This window comes from Nitrobacter sp., assembly GCF_051535215.1.
Classification (GTDB): domain Bacteria; phylum Pseudomonadota; class Alphaproteobacteria; order Rhizobiales; family Xanthobacteraceae; genus Nitrobacter.
In genome coordinates this window covers 1-18,000 of record NZ_JBPPLY010000018.1, presented here as the reverse complement: position 1 = coordinate 18,000, position 18,000 = coordinate 1, and the positions used below count along the sequence as shown (strand labels likewise).

16 protein-coding genes are annotated in these 18,000 nt (G+C 63.5%); 6 read left to right on the top strand and 10 right to left on the bottom strand.

Annotated features, from left to right (window positions below):
* Positions 1–2: 2 nt before the first annotated feature.
* From pstS to ACS3WB_RS14125, 5 genes are all read right to left on the bottom strand, one after another.
* Complete coding sequence (gene pstS, locus ACS3WB_RS14145; protein WP_438276131.1) at positions 3–1,028, bottom strand: phosphate ABC transporter substrate-binding protein PstS; 1,026 nt, start codon at positions 1,026–1,028, stop codon at positions 3–5.
* A 130-nt stretch (positions 1,029–1,158) separates the two neighbouring features.
* Positions 1,159–2,448 carry an ATP-binding protein gene (locus ACS3WB_RS14140; protein ID WP_438276130.1) on the bottom strand — a complete coding sequence of 430 codons (1,290 nt, stop codon included), beginning with the start codon at positions 2,446–2,448 and terminating at the stop codon, positions 1,159–1,161.
* 37 nt (positions 2,449–2,485) lie between these two features.
* On the bottom strand, positions 2,486–3,541 hold the full coding sequence (locus ACS3WB_RS14135; RefSeq protein WP_438276129.1) for a UPF0104 family protein: 1,056 nt from the start codon (positions 3,539–3,541) through the stop codon (positions 2,486–2,488).
* A gap of 152 nt (positions 3,542–3,693) precedes the next feature.
* A complete protein-coding gene (locus ACS3WB_RS14130) occupies positions 3,694–4,008 on the bottom strand; it encodes a hypothetical protein (RefSeq protein ID WP_438276128.1) in 315 nt (104 codons plus the stop codon).
* A gap of 4 nt (positions 4,009–4,012) precedes the next feature.
* Positions 4,013–5,404, bottom strand: a complete 1,392-nt coding sequence (locus tag ACS3WB_RS14125) for an OmpA family protein (RefSeq protein ID WP_438276127.1) — start codon at positions 5,402–5,404, stop codon at positions 4,013–4,015.
* 270 nt (positions 5,405–5,674) lie between these two features.
* Here ACS3WB_RS14125 and ACS3WB_RS14120 point away from each other — a divergent pair, with 270 nt between their 5' ends.
* Complete coding sequence (locus ACS3WB_RS14120; RefSeq protein WP_438276126.1) at positions 5,675–6,733, top strand: polysaccharide deacetylase family protein; 1,059 nt, start codon at positions 5,675–5,677, stop codon at positions 6,731–6,733.
* Positions 6,734–6,772: 39 nt separating this feature from the next.
* Here ACS3WB_RS14120 and ACS3WB_RS14115 read toward each other — a convergent pair whose 3' ends face one another.
* Entirely contained in the window at positions 6,773–8,470 is a 1,698-nt protein-coding gene (locus ACS3WB_RS14115) for an EAL domain-containing protein (RefSeq protein WP_438276156.1), read from the bottom strand.
* A 259-nt stretch (positions 8,471–8,729) separates the two neighbouring features.
* On the opposite strand from ACS3WB_RS14115, the gene ACS3WB_RS14110 reads away from it, so the two are divergent.
* Positions 8,730–9,068: a hypothetical protein gene (locus ACS3WB_RS14110; RefSeq protein WP_438276125.1), complete on the top strand. Its 339-nt coding sequence runs from the start codon at positions 8,730–8,732 to the stop codon at positions 9,066–9,068.
* A 73-nt stretch (positions 9,069–9,141) separates the two neighbouring features.
* On the opposite strand, the gene ACS3WB_RS14105 is transcribed toward ACS3WB_RS14110, so the two are convergent.
* The 3 genes from ACS3WB_RS14105 to mtgA form a co-directional block, all read right to left on the bottom strand.
* Positions 9,142–9,804, bottom strand: a complete 663-nt coding sequence (locus ACS3WB_RS14105) for a hypothetical protein (RefSeq protein WP_438276124.1) — start codon at positions 9,802–9,804, stop codon at positions 9,142–9,144.
* A gap of 134 nt (positions 9,805–9,938) precedes the next feature.
* Positions 9,939–10,124 carry a 50S ribosomal protein L32 gene (gene rpmF, locus ACS3WB_RS14100; protein WP_438276123.1) on the bottom strand — a complete coding sequence of 62 codons (186 nt, stop codon included), beginning with the start codon at positions 10,122–10,124 and terminating at the stop codon, positions 9,939–9,941.
* A gap of 178 nt (positions 10,125–10,302) precedes the next feature.
* The gene (gene mtgA, locus ACS3WB_RS14095) at positions 10,303–10,983 is read right to left on the bottom strand and encodes a monofunctional biosynthetic peptidoglycan transglycosylase (protein ID WP_438276122.1); all 681 of its coding nucleotides are present in this window, start codon (positions 10,981–10,983) and stop codon (positions 10,303–10,305) included.
* A gap of 389 nt (positions 10,984–11,372) precedes the next feature.
* On the opposite strand from mtgA, the gene ACS3WB_RS14090 reads away from it, so the two are divergent.
* On the top strand, positions 11,373–12,299 hold the full coding sequence (locus ACS3WB_RS14090; RefSeq protein WP_438276121.1) for a polyprenyl synthetase family protein: 927 nt from the start codon (positions 11,373–11,375) through the stop codon (positions 12,297–12,299).
* Positions 12,300–12,307: 8 nt separating this feature from the next.
* On the top strand, positions 12,308–12,994 hold the full coding sequence (locus ACS3WB_RS14085) for a DUF1345 domain-containing protein (protein ID WP_438276120.1): 687 nt from the start codon (positions 12,308–12,310) through the stop codon (positions 12,992–12,994).
* 111 nt (positions 12,995–13,105) lie between these two features.
* On the opposite strand, the gene ACS3WB_RS14080 is transcribed toward ACS3WB_RS14085, so the two are convergent.
* Entirely contained in the window at positions 13,106–15,022 is a 1,917-nt protein-coding gene (locus ACS3WB_RS14080) for a caspase family protein (protein ID WP_438276119.1), read from the bottom strand.
* Positions 15,023–15,268: 246 nt separating this feature from the next.
* On the opposite strand from ACS3WB_RS14080, the gene ACS3WB_RS14075 reads away from it, so the two are divergent.
* Both ACS3WB_RS14075 and ACS3WB_RS14070 read left to right on the top strand, forming a co-directional pair.
* Positions 15,269–15,637: a DUF2946 family protein gene (locus tag ACS3WB_RS14075; RefSeq protein ID WP_438276118.1), complete on the top strand. Its 369-nt coding sequence runs from the start codon at positions 15,269–15,271 to the stop codon at positions 15,635–15,637.
* 49 nt (positions 15,638–15,686) lie between these two features.
* The gene (locus tag ACS3WB_RS14070; RefSeq protein WP_438276117.1) at positions 15,687–17,849 is read left to right on the top strand and encodes a TonB-dependent receptor family protein; all 2,163 of its coding nucleotides are present in this window, start codon (positions 15,687–15,689) and stop codon (positions 17,847–17,849) included.
* Positions 17,850–18,000: the final 151 nt, after the last annotated feature.

Sequence of the window (18,000 nt, the reverse complement as noted above, 5' to 3'; positions counted from 1 at the left end):
GATCAGCTCTTGATCTCGGAGGTCCAGGTTGTCTCGATCTGCTTGACGACCGACTCCGGCATCGGGATGTAGTCCAGTTCCTCGGCCATCTTGCCGCCCTTCTCGAACGACCATTTGAAGAACTTGATGGCCTCGGCGGAGGCCGCTCTGTCGACCGGCTCCTTCTGCATCAGGATGAACGTCGCCGCGGTGATCGGCCAGGAAGCCTCACCCGACTGATCGGTCAGGATCACGTAGTAGCCCGGCGCATGGGCCCAGTCGGCGTTAGCGGCCGCGGCCTGGAAAGAGGCAACGGTCGGCCGCACCGTCTTGCCGGCCTTGTTGATGAGTGAGGCGTAGACCAGCTTGTTCTGCTTGGCATAGGCATACTCGACATAGCCGATCGAGTTCCGGGTCTGGCCGACATTGCCGGAGACGCCTTCGTTACCCTTGGCGCCGACGCCCACCGGCCACTCGACCGCGGTGCCCTCGCCGACCTTGGATTTCCACTCGGCATTCACCTTGGACAGGTAGTTGGTGAAGTTGAACGAGGTGCCCGATCCGTCTGAACGATGTACGACGGCGATCGCAGCCGAGGGCAGCTTGAGTTTCGGGTTGAGCTTTGCGATCGCAGGGTCGTCCCACCTGGTGACCTTGCCGAGATAGATGTCGCCAAGCAATTCGCCCGAAAGCACCAGTTCACCGGGCCTCACCCCTTCGACATTCACGACGGGGACGATCGCGCCCATCACCATCGGCCACTGCAAAAGGCCGTCCTTGTCGAGCTTGTCGGCTTTCAGCGGCGCATCGGTCGCGCCGAAGGTCACGGTCCTGGCGAGGATCTGCTTGATGCCGGCGCCCGACCCGATCGACTGGTAGTTCAGGCCGTTGCCGGTCTCTTTCTTGTAGGCATCGGCCCATTTCGAATAGACCGGGAACGGGAAGGTCGCGCCCGCGCCGGTGATGTCAGCCGCCCTCGCCGGAAGCGAAAAGGCGGACGCCGAGGCGGCAACGAGGCCGGCGGCGGCGATGGCCTTGAAGAAATTCATGTGTGGTCTCCATCGTATCGAGCAGAGCGCAGATGCGCTCATGACGTCCGTCTAAGCGCGGTCGATGCTGCTTTTACGAAGGTTTGACGACAGCCGGATGACAGCGGCAAGCCGTTGCAACCATTGACCTTCAGGCGGGGGAAATCGCCGGCGCCAGTGGAAAACCCGCCGTGAACGTCGCGCCATGGCCGGGCACGCTTTCGATCAGCAGGCGGCCGTGATGACGGTTCAGGATATGTTTCACCAGAGACAGGCCGAGGCCAGTGCCGCCCTGAGCGCGGCTGTCGCCGACATCGACGCGATAGAAACGTTCGGTGAGGCGCGGCAAGTGCTCGGGTGCGATGCCGGGACCGAAGTCCCGCACCACCACCCGGAATTCCGGGACGCCGTCGGGCGCCGCATCCATCATCGACGACACCACGATCTTGCCGCCCGACGCGCCGTACTTCAGCGCATTCTCGATCAGATTCTCGAACAGCCGCAGCAACTCCTCACGATCGCCGGCGATCATCACCGGCGTGTCGGGCAATGCGACCTCGATGTCGACCTGACGCTCCACGGCCAGCGGCTCGAGTCCGTCGACGACCTGGCGCACGATCGGAATGAGATCGACAAGCGCGTCCGGCCGCACATGCGCCGACAGTTCGACCCGCGACAGCGACAGCAAATCGTCGATCAGCCGCGCCATGCGCGTTGCCTGAGCGTGCATGATGCCGAGAAAGCGGTCGCGAGCGCCTGGGTCGTCGCGTGCCGGGCCCTGCAGCGTGTCGATGAAGCCTGACAATGCCGCCAACGGCGTGCGCAACTCGTGGCTTGCATTGGCGACGAAGTCGGCGCGCATTTCCTCGACCCGGCGCAACGGCGTCTGATCGTGGAACGTCAACAGCATGCAGTGATCGATGCCGCCGAACGCGGTCGGCACCGGAACCGGCGTGATGATCAATTCCATCCAGCGATCGACCGGAACATGATTGAGATAGGTCGCCCGCCGCGTCTCCCGTGTTGCGATCGCCTCACGCAACGCCGTGACGATCTCAGGTGACCGCAGCGCGAATTGCGCGAGCTCGTTCTTGCGCAGCGCCGGCACGAGCTGCGCCGCCGCGGCATTGAGATGGATGACGCGGCCGGCCCGGTCCAGCAGGACATTGGGGTCCGGCATGCCGGCAATGATGGCATACGCCGCCGCGGTCTCCACCGGATTGGCGCCGAGTTCGGTTTCGCGCGATGCGGCCGGATCGTGAACCTGCCAGGGCACTAATGCCGCAGCGGCAATGCAGACAAAAGCGGCGATGGCGCGAGAGGGCTGCAGGCCGCCGAACAGGACAAGCGCGGCGAGCACGAGCCCGGCGACCAGCAGAATAAGCGCCGCGCGGCGCAACCGATCAGCCCAGGGTGCAGATTTCGCAACGGACACAGCCATCCGCGAAGCGGCTCCTTCCGCGGCCGCGTGAATGCTGTCAGGCGCCGGAGTCGCCATGCTTCCCCAGGCAGGACACCTTAGCCGCTGGCTCGACGCTCGGCGCCGGCTGCGCATCACGCGCGCGCTTCATGCGCGAGCTGATGACAACCTCCCGGAACGTCAGCAGGATGAGGGAGATAACGAAAGGCACAATGTAATAGAGCAGCCGGAACAGCAGCATGCCTGCCAGCAAATCCTTCTTGTCCATCTGCCAAAGACCGACAAGCATGGCGGCGTCGAACACGCCGAGCCCGCCCGGCGAATGGCTGGCGAAGCCCAGCAGCGTCGCGGACACGAAAATCACGGCAACAAAGACGAAGCCGACATTGGGCTGATCCGGAACCAGCACGTACATCGCGAGCGCGCAAAACCCCAGATCGACGATTCCGATCAGGATCTGCAGCAGCGTCAGCGATCCGCCCGGCAGAACCACCGTCCACGCTCCGGCGCCGACACGACGCGGCCGGATTCCAACCCAGACAATGTATCCGACCAGACCGAGAATTATCGCGATCGCGATCAGCCGATTGAACCAGGCAGGGAGCTGATCGACGCTGGTCGCGGCTTCCGGATGATAGGCGACGCCAAGCCCCAGCACGGCGGCATTGCCGAGCCAGAATGTGAGACCGGCCAGAAAACAGACCTTCGCGACGTCGACCGCGTTCAATCCCCAGGCGGAATAGATGCGATAACGCACCGCGCCGCCGGTGAAGACGCTGGCGCCGACGTTGTGGCCCACCGAATAACTGGTAAAGGCCGCGAACGCCGCGGTGCGGTAAGGAATATGCGCGACGCCGATCGCCCGAACCGCGAACAGGTCGTAGAACGTCAACGTGAAATAGCCGGCGGCGACAAACAAGCCCGATAGCGCGATCGAGCGCGTCTCGGTCCGCCGGACAGCTTCCATAACCTCGTCGAGATCGATGTCCCTGAGGATATGGACCAGCACGTAAAACGCGACCACAATGATCGTGACGCTGATCGCAACACCAAGCTTGTGCAGGATTTGGTTCCGGCGCAGAATCGAGATCGCTCTGCGTATTGATCCTAGCATCGAGAACCTCGAATTGCGGTCCACGACGAAACAATCGCCATTCCGCATTCATTCACGTGGACAACGTCGTAACCTGTACTGGTTCCTAGTGGAATTCCGCCGGCGTTAACAAAGCCTTTTATTTCAACAAATCAGAATATTGTTTCAACAAATCAAGAGCGTCCCGGCGGTTCGCCGGAGGCTGCCTGGCGCGATACAACCCTGTCGCGCAGCCACGACCCTATCGCGCATCCCACAAGATAGGTTCCAAACATTACCAAACCAAGGTCGAGCCAGTAACCGAACCGACCGGGAACCACATGCGTCAGCGCCGCGACGACGAGCGCTGCGACTAATATGGACAGCGCCTGCGCGACCCGCTTCGAGACCGCCCGGCCGCGATGGACTACCGCGATCCAGCCCATGGCGAAACCAAGCAGAAACGATCCAGCGAGCCAGCCCCAGTGAAACTCCGCCAGATAGACCATATCCTTACTGCCTCACAATGAAGTCAATGCGGCGATTCTTGGCCTTGCCCTCTTCGGTATCGTTGGTGGCGATCGGCTGCGTGCTGCCGTTGCCGATCGGTTTGAAACGATCGGAAGGCATTCCGGCCTTCACCAGATAGTCCACGACGGCCTGCGCACGACGCTCGGACAGCGTCTGATTAAACGAAGCATCGCCATCGCTGTCGGTATAGCCGACGATCTCGATTGTCGCCGTCGGACAGCGCAGCGCGGTTTCCGTCAGCCGGTCCAGCAGGCCGATGGAATCCGGATCCAGCGTGGCCTGGCCGGTCTCGAACTGGATCGTACGCTTGCCCAGCAGGTCGGCGAACAATTGCTGACAGACCGCCGGATCGACCGGAGCCGCCGCCGGTTTGACCGACACTTCGAGCTTCGCCTGCCAACCGCGCGGCAGGTCCTTGGGCAAATCGGCGCGGAGCTGCCTTGCCGCCGCATCGTACAGCGCGTCCCCGGAGAGCTCGACGTCCCGGTCGGAGACGACAAGTCTTCCCGTCGACAGCCGCGACAACGATCCGAGCGCTCGCGTAACGACGGCATCAAACCCCGCCGGCGCGCCGAGACTGGCCTTGAGCTTGTCGACGACCTTCTCGCCGAACTTGCGGCCGGCGGACGCGACGATCGCGGCATGAACGGTGTTGTCAGGCACATATCCGGTCAAAGTCAGCGTCGCGGCGACCGGATCCTTGTTGGCCTCGAAGATATATGGCGGGGCATGAATGTCGTTGGTGACCGAATATCCCTCCGGCAGGTTTTTCAGCGCCGCCGCGATCGCCTCCCGACCGCCGAGTTCGCGCGCCATGCCCGACAGGTTCACCGCCATATCGGACATCGTGGCCTTGCCGGTCTTGAGCTTGCCGATTTCGCCGATCAGTAACGCGGCCGCCGTTTCGAAACGCGGCGGGGCGCCGCGCGACAAATTCATGTGGTCGGCGATGTCGATGCCGGAAAACGTCGTACGTGCGGCATCCAGCAGCTTATTTCTGACGACCGGCAACGGTGCGTTGCCGCTGAGCGTCACCTTGCCGACCCCACGTTCGATGGTCCAGACGAACGGCTTGGCCTCGGCAACGAGCGCGGTGCGGTCGTTGACGAGCCGCACACCCGGCACGGCCTCGACCGAAGCCACCGCGTTGCTGCGCTCCTGATCCGAAAACGCCTCGGCCGAGAACGTGATGTCCCGGCCGGCCGCGCTGATCGTGGTCTTGTCGAGAACGCTGCCCTTGAGCGCGGCGTCGGCACGCGCGCTCAGATCGGCTTCCAACGGACCTGTGGTCGTCCAGGCGGCCAACACCCAAAGGATGACAAGGGGAATGACGCCCGGCCACCATTTGCTGCTCCACCTGAAAAATCCGCGCATTCGATATCCTGTGTCGCGCAAAACTTGCCCGCTCAGGGGCGGACCGGATCACGCGAGCCGAGCCAGCATCTGAAGCGCTCACCCGGCAAGGCCGGCCGCTGATTCGGCCGGCCGCGTGCTGGAAATGAAGAGAAAACAAACCCTTGCCGGGCTGTCAAACCGGAAATAGGGCGGAAGTCTCGTCGCCGCGGCCCCGAGGTTCGGATAACCGTTTCTTCAGCCGTTTCCCGCTAAAGACGTCATCGACAATAAGGTCGGCTGATCAACTCGATGAAGCAGCTTCGCGACGCCGTCATTCGCACCGGGCTTGAGGCGCTGTATTTCAGCGGCGCTCATCACCTGCTGCGACCAATGTTCGCGGGCATCGGAACGATTTTCATGCTGCACCACGTGCGGCCGCGCCGAGACAATCCGTTCCAGCCCAATCGTCACCTGGAAGTGACCCCTGAATTCCTGCGCATGACGCTCGCCCATGTCCGCTCGCGCGGAATCGATATCGTGACCGCCGACGAGATGCATCGCCGCTTGAGCGAACGCGATTTCTCGCGACGGTTTGCCTGCTTCACCTTCGACGACGGCTATCGCGACAACCGCGACTTCGCGCTACCAGTGATGCGCGAATACGACGCGCCTCTCACGGTCTATGTCGCGAACGACTTCGCGGACGGGACTGGCCGCATCTGGTGGGTCACGCTCGAACGGATCATCGCGATTTCCGACCGCATCGACAGCACGATCGGAGACACCTCCATTCGTCTCGACACCCGCACGGTTGAAAACAAAAAAGCTGCATTCATTCAAATTCACGATCTGCTCCGCGCCCTGCCCGACGATCGCGACATCGCGCCCGCGATCAGCGAATTGTGCGCACGCCATGGCGTCGATGAGTCCGCTGTCAGCCGGGAGTTGTGTCTATCCTGGGACGAGTTGAGGCCCTTCGCCGCCGATCCGCTGGTCACCATCGGCGCGCATACCGTCAGCCACTGCAACCTCGCGAAACGAAACGAACAGCAAGCGCTTGATGAGATCGCCGTCAGCCGGACGCGGATCGAAGCGGTCTTGCAGCGTCCTGTCGCCCACCTCGCTTATCCCTATGGCGATCGCCGCGCTGCAGGGCCGCGTGAGTTCGCCTTTGCCAGCGCGACCGGCTTCAAGACAGCCGTCACCACGCGACCCGGCATGATCTTTCCCGAAAATGCAAAGCATTCGACGGCGCTACCGCGGATTTCCCTCAACGGAAATTATCAGACCGCGCGCGTGCTGCCGGTGCTGACGTCGGGCGCCGCCACCGCCATGTGGAACGGCTTCCGCCGCATCGACGCCACGTGACGACCGGCGGGCGGACGTGCAGGCCATCCGCCGCATGTATTACGCTGCGGGGGCCGCTTCGGAGCCGCTCCAGGGCCGTCCCGGCGAGGCGAGACCGATCAACTGCCCCTGGATGTAGTCGCAGCCCCAGTCACGCAGCATGACGGCGGATTGCTCGTCCTGAACCCATTCGGCCACCGTTTTGATATCGAGCCGCCGCGCCAGATCGATCAGCGTCTGCACGAAAGCCCGATCGTCCGGAGAGCCTGCAATATTCTGCACGAACGCACCGTCGACCTTGACGATGTCCACCCCGAGCTTGCGCAGGTTGCGGAACGAGGTGTAGCCGGCACCGAAATCGTCGATCGCAATCTGGCTGCCGAAGCTCTTCAGCCGCTTGACGAATTCCCTGACGCCGTCGATGTCCTGAATCGCAACGGTTTCGGTGATCTCGACGATCAGGCGTTCGGCAACGCCGGGATGCGCGCCCATCAATGATTCGATCGCCGCCCACCAGTCGGCATCCATCGTGGTCTCCGGCGAGATGTTGATGCTGAGCCGGACGCCGGGCGCTGCGGCAAGTTCGGCGATCACAAGCTCGAGCACGCGATGGTCGACCAGGCGGATCAGGCCGAGCTTCTCCGCGACCGGCACCACGTCTGGCGCGAGAAGGAATTGGCCGTTTTGCTGGCGCATCCGCACCAGGCACTCATAGAACGCCGGTTCGCGCGTGCGAGCATCGACCACCGGCTCGAATGCGGTGAGGATGCGCCGCTCGTTCAGCGCGGTGACGATCTCGTCGGTGACCCGGATGTTGGTCCGCCGCTGCGCATCTCGGGCGACATCCGGCCGCCATACTGCGAACGACCCGCTGCGACGGCTTTTGGCGGCTTCGAGAACTTCCTGGGCGCGATTGATCGCTTCGTCGGCAGTGCGCGCGTAACGCGGGGCGAGGACTGCGCCGATCGAGGCGGTCACCGAGACCGGCCCGGACCTGGTTGGCACGATCTCATCGCGAATGCCGGCCAGAAGCCGCTCCGCGGCGACATTGATGTCGTCGCTCGTGCAGTTCATCAGGATCAGTCCGAACTTGTTCCCGGAGAAGCGGCCGAGCACGTCGCCGCCGCGCAGGCGCGTGCGAATACGCTTCGCGACGTCGCCGATCACCTCGTCGGCGACATCGAAGCCGAAAGCGTCGTTGATGCGCGCAAGATGGTCGATGCCGAGCAGCAGGAACGCGAACGACGACCGATAGCGCGCCGCCTCCTCGATCGCAGCGGCCAGCGCGGCCGTCAGATGCGTGCGATTGAGTTCGCCGGTCAGGGCATCGTTCTGCGACAGCCTGACAAGCTGCTCGTCGCGGGCGCGGCGCTCGTTCTCGAGCCGCACGATGCCTTCGACGCGCACCGCCTTGCCGTCGGCTCCGGCGAACCAGCGGCCGGATTCCTCGATCCAGAGCATCGGCGCCGAGGCGCTGGCGCGCACGCCGTATTCGATGCGGTAGACCGCGGCCTCCTCCGGCCGCCGCTCAGGAACTGTGGCCCGCAGGATGTCAGCCCGGACCGACCCCGACGGCTCGATCAGCCGGGCCAGCCCGGCGCCGGTTGCGAGCGAAGCAGGCTCGATATCCCTGAAGATCGATGCCGCTCCCTCGGTCCAGGTCATGACATCGCTGGGCACATCCCAGACGAAGGCAGCCTGACCGAGCGCGGCGAGAATAGACGAGACGTCAGGCCGGCCGGGCGGCCCATCAGCAATCTGCGGCGTGCTTGCGCTGGATGGAGACTTGGCTGCCGGTGAGGTCGCGGATGTCACGGTCGCCTCATTTTGGGACGCAGACAGGTGATTCCATTGAAGCATAGGACCTCCCTGCCGCCAGTCAAAGCTTATAAACGCCAGAAAAGCCGGTCATTTACCAGGGGAACCGGTCGCGCCAGCTCCCCGGCATGACCCTTGCGAGGTCCATCTCAAAGGCGGATGTGGTGTCCCGAAACAGCACACCCCGGGTGGGATACCAATGAAGATCACGCAAACCGACCGTATCGCCGCAACGGACGTCAATGCGCGGAACGACGACTTCGCGACGAGACGAGCAGGCGCCGCGGGGGTAACGGAAACAGCGGAGGTAAAGGAAATAACCGTCATCGCGCCGGCCGAGCATCCGCCGGTTTCGCGGCCCCCGGCGCGTCATGACGCGTACTTCGTCACGCAACTGATCGCCATGGCACAGCACAGCCCGCAAACGCGGGTGTTGCGCCGAGCCGAGCCGCAAGTTGCTCGCTCTGCCTACCACTCCACGAACGAACAGAAACAGGACAACGCGCAAACGGCGCCGCGGCTGCTGCGCGTCATTTGAGATCGCGCGGACGCTGGATCCAATCGATCCGGAATCGTGATCCGTCCGCGCCCTTCTCTATTGGCCCGATCCTTCAGAGCAGGTTTGGCTTGGATTTGGGCGGCTCGCCGGAAGGTGTCGGCGTCCCGCTGCCCGGCTCGACCTCAGCCGTCGGAGTGTCAGGAGGCCTGTCCACGGCGCTCTCCAGATGAACGACCACTGTCTCTGGCGTGGTGTTCGCAACCGGTTCGGCGACGGACGCGATCGTTGGACCGCCGGACGTCGGAAGCGAAGCAGATGCGGGCGTGGAAACGGGCGGGTCGAAACGCGGCTCGGACGCCGGGACCTCGGTCGCTTGCTGCAAGGGGGCGGCCTTCGCGCGGGCCGGCCGCCGCGTCCGCAAGGCGATACCGGACAGAAAATCGACCAGCGCCAGCAGTGTCAGCATGAAATAGGTCGATGAACCGAACTGCGGCAGCATCACGAATTCGGCTGCAGCGGCGCCGAACACCACCAGCGCCAGCACATGGTCGGTGAGGTATTTGCCGCCCGCACGAGAGCTCTTGATGATCTCGAGCAGCAGAAGGACGATGCCGAGCGCAAGCAGCACGTCACCGAGCGTCACCGGCAACGCCACGCCAGACACCAGCGCCAATGTGAAAACGGGCTCCGTCAACAGGACGCCCGGCATCAGGAAGACGATGATGTTGCAGATCGCGAGAGGAATAAGGAGCAGCGGGAAACCGATCATGGACATCGGCAAGGCCTCCTTCATTCAAGCGGGAGGGTCGAATTCGCGCCGAATCCACCCTGCCCTTCTCGCTCCTTATCCGGGCTATTTATTTCGGGTATTTCCGGCCTGTTGCTCCGAACCCTGAGAACGTGGCCGGATCAGGAGTCGCTTCTGGCCTTCAAAACCTGACGCCCCTTGTACATGCCGGTCTTGAGGTCGAGATGGTGAGGGCGTCGCAGTTCGCCGGAATCCTTGTCCTCGACATAGGTCGGCTTTTTGATTGCGTCCGCCGAACGGCGCATGCCACGCCGCGAAGGCGATGTTTTTCTTCTTGGAACGGCCATGTCGGTGTCCTTGCAGGATGTTGTTGTCGGATTTTCCGGATGACGCCTGGTGGCCAGGCGCGCCGGCCCGTAGGCGTGGGCTGAATGCTGTAAGTTGGGGCTTATAATGGAAGGAAAGCGCCAAAGCTAGGGCTGCAAACCTTCAAAATCACCGCGAACCTCAGGAGCCACCCAAATCTCAGGAGCCGCCATTGTCGCGCCAGCAAATGCGCAGTTCGGCGGCCTTTGCCCGCACCATATAGGTTCCGGCCAGCCGGCGTACTCCGGGACCGGGTTTCCGGGCGCTGCGCCTGACCGGATTGGGCAGGATCGCAGCCATGAGAGCGGCTTCCCGGGCCGTCAGGCTGGCAGCGGAGCGCCCAAAAGCATAGCGGGAACCGGCCTCGGCCCCAAACTGCCCGTTTGGACCCCATTCGGCGATATTCAGGTAGATTTCGAGGATCCTTTGCTTTGGCACCACGGCGTCGATCCACATCGCCAGCGGAAATTCCAGCGCCTTGCGGATCAGGCTGCGTCCCGGCCAGAGGAACAGATTTTTCGCGACCTGCTGCGTGATGGTCGACCCGCCGCGCGTCACCTCGCCGTCCCCGGCATCGTCGATCACCTCCCGCAACGAGTCCCAGTCGATGCCGTGGTGGCTGCAGAATTTGGCATCCTCCGACGCGATCACCGAGCGTGGCAGCGCCGGCGACATCGTCGCGAAATCGATCCACTGACGTGACATCGGTGCGCCGGACAGCTTGCGCCATATCATCAGCATCGAGACCGGATGGCCGGTCCGGTACAGTGGCGTCAGCAAATAGGGCAAAAGCAGCAGGCCGACGACGGCCAGCAGCGTGAAACGGATCGCCCGCCGCATCAGGCCGCAACGCCTTCGACGATGGACCGGCACACGGATTCAGCCGGTCCGCCACAATGCATCAGACCGCGGATGACGGCAGCGCAGCCGGCGAAAGCTGGCATCGAAAACTCCTTTCTGCCGGATCATATCACGGCCAAACCGCATACTGCCGGATCGGACGGAATTGACGAAGCCGGTGTCATGGACGATTGTCCGGCCCGATCGACCAAAAAGGGCTGTTGAGCCGAGTTGTCATTCAAAGCCGCATCAGCGGCTATCGGGAATCCAGTAACACGAGAAGAATTCGTGAATACTGGATTTGGGGTGCGTCGCTTCGCGCCCCCCGAAATGGCACAGGAAAGAGACCCAGATCGTTTTTTATTCGTGTTCTATTGGAGCTCTTCTTGATGACGTCCGGACTTTCAACCGCCGATTTCGCCAAACGCCTGGACAGGACGGCGGACGAGACCGAGGCACTGCTGGGCAAGCTGCTGGCCGACACGGTGTTGCCCGACGAGATCGCGCGCCCGAAACGGCTGATGGACGCCATGCGCTATGCCTCGCTCGATGGCGGCAAACGGCTGCGGCCGTTTCTGGTCGTTGAAAGCTCGGCCGTGTTCGGAGTTCCGCGCGACGCCGCGCTGCTCGCCGGTGCGGCACTCGAATGCATTCATTGTTATTCGCTGATCCATGACGATCTGCCGGCGATGGACAACAGCGACCTTCGCCGCGGACGGCCGACCCTGCACAAGACCACCGACGACGCCACCGCAATCCTCGCCGGCGACGGACTGCTGACGCTCGCCTTCGACATCATCACCCGTGACGAGGTCCACGAGAATCCCGCTGTCCGCCTAGCGCTGACGCGTGCGCTGGCGCGCGCCGCCGGCATTGGCGGCATGGTCGGCGGACAGATGCTCGATCTTGCCGGCGAGGGGCGCTTCGGAGATCGCGAGCCTGTGGATGTGGCGCGCTTGCAGCAGATGAAGACCGGCGCCCTGCTCCGCTTCGGCTGCATCGCCGGCGCGTTGCTCGGCCAGGCCTCACAGAAGGACTATCAGGCGCTCGATACCTACGGCCGCGCGCTCGGCGAAGCCTTCCAGATCGCCGACGACCTTCTCGACGTCGAAGGCGACGCGGCTGCGCTCGGCAAACCGGCAGGTGCCGACGCGGCGCTGGGCAAAACCACTTTCGTCACCCAGCTCGGCATCGACGGCGCAAAGCAGCGCGTCCGCGATCTTCTGGCGAAGGCGGACGAGGCGTTGTCGGCCTTCGGCGCGCGCGGCGATGTACTGCGCGCTGCAGCGCATTTCGTCGCCGACCGCAAGAACTGAGGGCGGCGATGGCAGGCAAGGATACCGACGAGGAATTCTTGCTTCGCTTCAGGAAGATGCCGGCGCCGGTGCGCGTGGTCTATGCCCGCCCGCGCACCTTCATTGCCCTTGTCATCGGCATCGTCGCATACCTGCTGCTACCGCATTCGCTGCGGCTGGTGACCCGACTGCTGATCGGGTGGGACGTTTTCGCCGCGTTCTATCTCATCCTGGTCTTCACTGTCGTGTTCAGCAGCGGCCTCACCCACATCCGCCGCAACGCACGGCTTCAGGACGACGGCCGCTTCGTGATCCTGCTGGTGACCGCGACCGGCGCATTCGCCAGCATTGCCGCGATCGTGTTCGAGCTCGGCGACCACAACCACAGCGGACCGGAACTGGGGCTGGCGACGCTCACCATCGCGCTGTCATGGGCGGCGGTACACACCACCTTCGCGCTGCACTACGCGCACGAATATTATCGCGGGACCCAACCCGGCGGTCTGCAATTTCCGAGCGGCAATCGGCACGAGGATGCCGACTACTGGGATTTTGTCTACTTCTCCTTCGTGATCGGGATGACGGCGCAGGTGTCCGATGTCGGCATCACCGACAAGATCATCCGCCGCACCGCCGCGGCGCATGGCGTAATCTCGTTCGTCTACAACACGGCGCTGCTGGCGCTGATGGTCAACATTGCAGCCAGCGCGATCTGACCGCTCGCTTAGAGCGTTTTCGAGCGAAGGGAAAACCGGTTCGCGTAAAGAAAACGCGTCGAATCAAAATTATAGAGCCCCGCTTCTGATTCCATCGGAAGCGGAACGGCTCTAGTGGCAAATCTCGACATTGCTGCCACCGCCAAGAACGCCACCGCCCTGCGCGGTGGTGCGGAACTCGATCCGGCAGCCGCGCTTGATCGGATGGCAGGTATGATCGTCGCAGACAACGCCGCCTTGCTCCGGCTTCGCGCTCGCGCGGCTCGGCAGCCTGGGCGCGGCGGCTTGCGGCGCATCCAGTTCGTCGTTGAAGCGGCTACGGCCGGCGCGGCGGGGGCGACGATTATCGCGCTCGCGCGATGCGGAAGGCACCTTGCGTTCTTTCCGCGCGACGCACTCGTTGTCGTCGTTGAGCACCTTGCCCTCGCCGCAGGTGATCTTGGCACAGGCATCGCCATCGGCCTTGTAGCCATGACGGCAGATCAGCGGGCAGACCCGCGCCGTCTTGCTTTTGATGACACCGAGCGTATCGAGACTGGCGACCTTCACGTCCAGCTTCGCATCGGCATGGCGATTGAAATTTTCGAGCGACAACCGGGATGCCTTGCCCCATTCACCGTCGGCCGATCCGTTGAAGCAGCCGACACGCCGCAATTCGATCTGCACCGATTTATTGATCTCAACGGCCGACAAGGCCGGTTGCGCGACAGGCTCCGCGGCCGGGGACAGCGAGGCGGTCTGCTGCGCCGGCGCCTGTGAAGCCGACGGCGCTGAGGACGATGCAGGTGCGCCGGCCTGACTGGGGCCGCGGGCCTGCATGTTGGAGGTTGCCGCTTCCGCTTTGGAAACCTGTGTGTCGGCGGCGCGCTCCGCCGCCTCGCGCGACTGCTCCGCCGCATCAACTTTCGCCTGCTTGATCCGCTTCGCCTGTTCGGCGGCGATCCTGGCGTCTTCCGCGGTCTTGGCAACGGCTGCGGCCTTGGCAATTTCGCCCTGTTTCGCGCCTTCGGCTGCCAGGCGGGCTTTTTCCTCCGCGGTCTCGCGCGCCTTCGCGGTCGCGGCAAGACGCGCATCTTCCGCACGGATCTTGTCGATCTGACCTTTGGCGAGATCGGCATAGAAGCCGGTCGGATAGCTCTTCAGGAACGTGTCCCATGCAGCACGCGTCCCTAGCTGCAGCGACAATTCGTAATCGCGGCGAACGTCGACGCGCGCGTCCGCGACAGGAGCGACGGCGGAAGGCGCAGCCTTGACCGGCACCAGCGGCACGTCCTCACCGCCAAGCGAACCGTAGACGTAGGGCTCCTGCCGATTGTTGGTGACCTTGAGCACGTCGTCGCGCACGAAGCCGAACGCCTTGCGCACGTCGAGACCGGGGGTCGCGATATGACGCACCAGAGCATCGGTGAACGGGCTGTTCTTGTTGTCGCCGTCGGCGGCAGTCGAGCCGGCCTTGGCCGCATAGGCGATCAGCGTATTCGGCGAGGTCGGCTCCACCTTGGCGAGGCCGCGGCCGACCGAGCGCATGCTGACCTTTTTCATGGTCTTGTTGAACGGATTGTCGCGGCACGCGTCGAGAATCACCAGCCGCAACTGCTTGGCGGATTCGACCGCGACCAGCACGCGATCGAGCGACACCGCCTCGTCATAGACATCGGTGTCGCGCTGAAGCGCTGCGTCGACAGGAATCAGATAGTTCGTGCCCTCCACCTCGATGCCGTGACCGGCATAGTAGATCACCGCCATGTCGGCGTTGCGCGCCTTGTCGCCGAAGTCGCGCAGCGCCCGCCGCATGTCAGCCCCGGTCAGATCGTGGCGCGCATCGACCACGTCGAAGCCAGCCTGTTTCATGGTCTGGGCGAAAGCGGCTGCGTCGTTGTCAGGATTGGCGAGTTGCGGAACGTTGCGGTATTGGGAGTTGCCGATCACCAGCGCCACGCGGGTCGCAGCCGAGGCCGCTTGACAGACCAGCCCCGAGACCGCGACCAACAAAAAACCGAACAAACCAAGATATCGTCGCAAGCCCATGGCGGCACGTCCTGATCGTCTATTCATATCACACTCGCCGCTTTACCTGAAATCCTGGCCCGGCTTTGTGAACCAGGTCACAATCGACAGACAGGTACATCCTCCAGGTCGAGTCTTTCCATACCGAATAAGACGCGGGCAACCCGCAAAACGTTCAAGCGGCGCGCGGGCCGAACAATGTCTTGCGTGGCACCACGTTTACGCGGAGCGGCAAGGTTGCTATAGGCCGGCCAAGGGGCGGGCAGGATGCGGCAAGGGCGCAAATCGCAAGGCTGGATCGGGGTCTTTACGGCCTTCGTGTTCGCTTTTCAGGCGTTTCTTGCCACCGCCGTCGCAACACAGATGGCGGCTACCGCGTCGACTGACCCGTTTGCGATCTGCCATACCCTCCCCGAGGGAACAGGCGATCAGCCGGCAGGCACCACGCACGCCGCCCATCACCCGTGCATCATCTGCTCGTTCGCCTCGATAGGCGGCCTGTCGCCGTCTCCCGTCACGATCGCCCTCGTTCGCCCGAGCAAAACAGTCGTTGCCGTCCAGGCACGCCCGGCGCGCGTCGTCGTCAGCAAACAACGCTCTGCCCACCTCCCTCAGGGTCCTCCCGGGATCGCGTAGCTCACGACCTTTCGTCGTTTTGCTTACGTCATCATCTGGAGGACTTGTTATGTCACGCCTTACGCGTGCGCTGTGCGCCGCGAGCACAGTCGCGCTTGTTGTATCCGAAACCGCTTTCGCCCAGTCGCAACTGCCGCCCATCGTCGTCCAAACCGCGCCCAAAACGACAAAGCGGATGTCGGCGACGCCCCGCGCGCCGCACCCGGCCGCCGCGAAGCGTGCGACGCTGCAAGTAGCTTCACGGCCGCCCGTTCCATCCGCCCCCTCGGCGGGGGGCGGCAGCCTGACGGTGCCGACCACCGCTGAGGCGACCGCAGCCATAGAGCGTACGCCGGGGGCCGTCGCGGTCGTGCCCGATTCCCGATTCAAGGACGGGCCGGCGAACACGATCAAGGACGTACTCGACTGGGTCCCCGGCGTCGTCACGCAGCCCAAGTCGAACATCGACAACCGGGTGTCGATCCGCGGCTCCGGTCTGACGCGCAACTACGGCAATCGCGGCATCAACGTTTACATGGACGGCATCCCGATCAATACCGCGGACGGCCTGTTCGACCTGTTCGAGATCGATCCCACCGCCTATCGCTATGCCGAGGTTTACAAGGGCGCCAACGCGCTGCAGCTCGGCGCCAACGCGCTCGGCGGCGCGATCAATTTCGTCACGCCAACGGGCCGGAACGCGAGCGCCTTCGACGCGCGGTTCGACGCCGGCAGCTTCGGCTATGTGAAATCGCAGTTCAGTACGGGCGGCGCCAGCGGACCATACGACTGGTTCGTCAACGGATCGGCGCAACGCGAAGACGGATTCCGCGATCACAGCAGCGGCAATATGGAACGCGGGAGCGGAAACTTCGGCTACCGTTTTTCGCCGGACGCCGAAACGAGGTTCTACATCAACGCAAACACATGGCGCCAGCGCCTGCCGGGCGAGTTGACCAAGGCCGTCGCGCTGAACGCGCCCCGGAGCGCGGATTCGGAATTCGTTCGGCAAGACCAGCAGCGCAACATCGATTCGGTTCGCCTCGCCAACAAGACCACATTGCGCTTCGGGCCCACCACCGTCGACTTCGGCGTGTTCACGCAACAGCGCCGCGTCGACCATCCGATCTATCGATATCTCGACTACCACGTATCCGACTATGGCGGTTTTGCCCGGGCGACCGACGATCGGATGATCGCCGGATTTCGCAACCGCCTCATCGCCGGCGTCAATCTTCAGGCCGGCGTCATTGACTACAAGGAATACGATAACCCAGGCAATGCCGTGAAGGGCGCGCTGCTGACATCCGCGCTGCAAAAGTCACAGAACCATTCGATTTATGCGGAGAACAGCTTCTTCATCGTGCCGAGCGTCGCCCTGATCGCGGGTGGCCAGTTCCTGCACGCGGTGCGCGATCAGGAGGATCGCTTCCTGTCGAATGGCGACCAGTCCGGCGGACGCACATGGGACATCTTCAGCCCGAAGGTCGGTGTGCTGTGGGACGTCGACCCGGCGTGGCAGGTGTTCGCAAACGCCTCGCGCAACGCCGAGGTGCCGACCTTTGACGCCAATACGTTTACATCGCCGGCGAGTTCGGACGTCACCGCGCAGACCGCGACGACCTTCGAGATCGGAACTCGCGGCCGGCGCCCGGATCTGACATGGGATATCGCGCTATATCGCTCGGAAATCCGTCACGAGCTGCAATGCCTGAGAACGTCGCCGTACAGCCTGTGCAGCGTCGTCAATGCCGACAGGACGGTGCATCAGGGCGTCGAAGCCGGGCTCGGCGCCGCGTTCCTCAAGTCCGTCTTTTCGCCGGAGGATCGCTTGTGGTTCAATCTCGCATATACCTATAGCGATTTCTTTTTCGACGGCGACGCGCGCTGGGGCAACAACCGCCTGCCGGGCGCGCCGCCGCACGCCGTCCGTGCTGAGGTTCTCTACAAGCATCCGGGCGGTTTCTATGCCGGTCCCAATGTCGAGTGGATGCCGAAGGCCTACTTCGCGGACAACGCCAACAGCCTGACGATCGACCCTTACGCGCTGCTGAACTTCAGGATCGGTTACGACCCGGGTCCCGGCTGGTCCGGCTATGTCGAAGCGCGCAACCTGCTCGACACCCGTTATATCTCGAGCACGATGACCGCGGATATCGCGACCCCCGCCTCCGCTCTGTTCAATCCGGGCTACGGCCGAGCCATCTATGGCGGTTTGCGCTACCGGATGTGACGACACGGCTGACCGGCACCATGGCGGTCGCTGCGATTGCTGGGAGGGATGCAAACAGGATTGAACATGAGCGTTTGGAGCGGGTCATCGTGAGAACCTGATGGGGACGGCGAGCGTGATGGAGCCGCCGCCGATGTTGGGCGGCGGGGCG